At 68.3% G+C, this 856-nt stretch carries 1 pseudogene; it reads right to left on the reverse strand.

Annotated features, from left to right (window positions below):
* Positions 1-856, reverse strand: a pseudogene (locus ACTT8P_RS38340) (hypothetical protein); the annotation flags it as partial.

The raw sequence follows: 856 nt of genomic DNA on the forward strand, positions 1-856 counted from the left end.
GTGGGTGCGTGTGAGGTGGGCCAGGTGGGGGGTTGGGTGGCGGGGAGGGGGGTGGTGTCGGGGTCGGTGGGGGTGGGGGTGTTGGGAGGGAGGTGGTGGAGTGGGGTGTTGGTGTCGGTGATGGTTTCGATGGTGGTGAGGTAGCGGTGGGGGATGGGGGTGGTGGGGGTGGTGGTGGCCATGAGGCCGTTGGTGTGGGTGGCGGTGGTGTGGGGGTGGTTGCGGAAGAGGTGGTCGTTGTCTTGTTGTTCGTCGGGGAGGCCGAGGTAGTGGAGGAGTTCGTGGAGGAGTTGGGTGTCGGTGTGGCCCAGGTCGAGGTGTCGTTGGTTGGGGCGGGTGGGGTTGGGGGTGTGGGTGAGGGTGATGGTTTCGGGGTGGGTGGGGTCGTTGATGAGGTTGATGGTGAGGTGGAATTGGTCGCCGGAGGTGGGGAGGGTGTAGCGGTTGTTGAGGTGGGTGTTGGTGAGTTGTTTGAGGCGTGTTTGGAGTTGGGTGGTGTGGTGGGGGTTGGTGGTGGTGACGGGGAGGTTGAGGGTGTGGTCGCGGACCCATTGGCCGGTGGGTGTTTGGATGCGGCGGATGTGGGCGCGGATGAGGGTGGTGGTGCCGGCGAGGGTGCCGGGGCGGGGTGGGTTGGTGTGGGGGTTGGTGTAGGGGTCGTAGCGTTCGGTGTGGAGGGTGGCGGCTGGGGTGTGGGGGCGTAGGTGGTGCCAGGTGTCGGGGTGTGCGGGGTGGGGGGTGGTGGGTGCGGGTTGGTCGTCTTGGGGGTTGCGGTGGGGGGCGGGGCGGTTGCGGCCGGGGGGTTGGGTGCTGGGGGTGTCGTGGGGGGTGCGGGGCGCGTTGGAGGTGGGGTTGG

The organism is Streptomyces sp. JW3 (assembly GCF_052216785.1).
Lineage (GTDB): Bacteria > Actinomycetota > Actinomycetes > Streptomycetales > Streptomycetaceae > Streptomyces.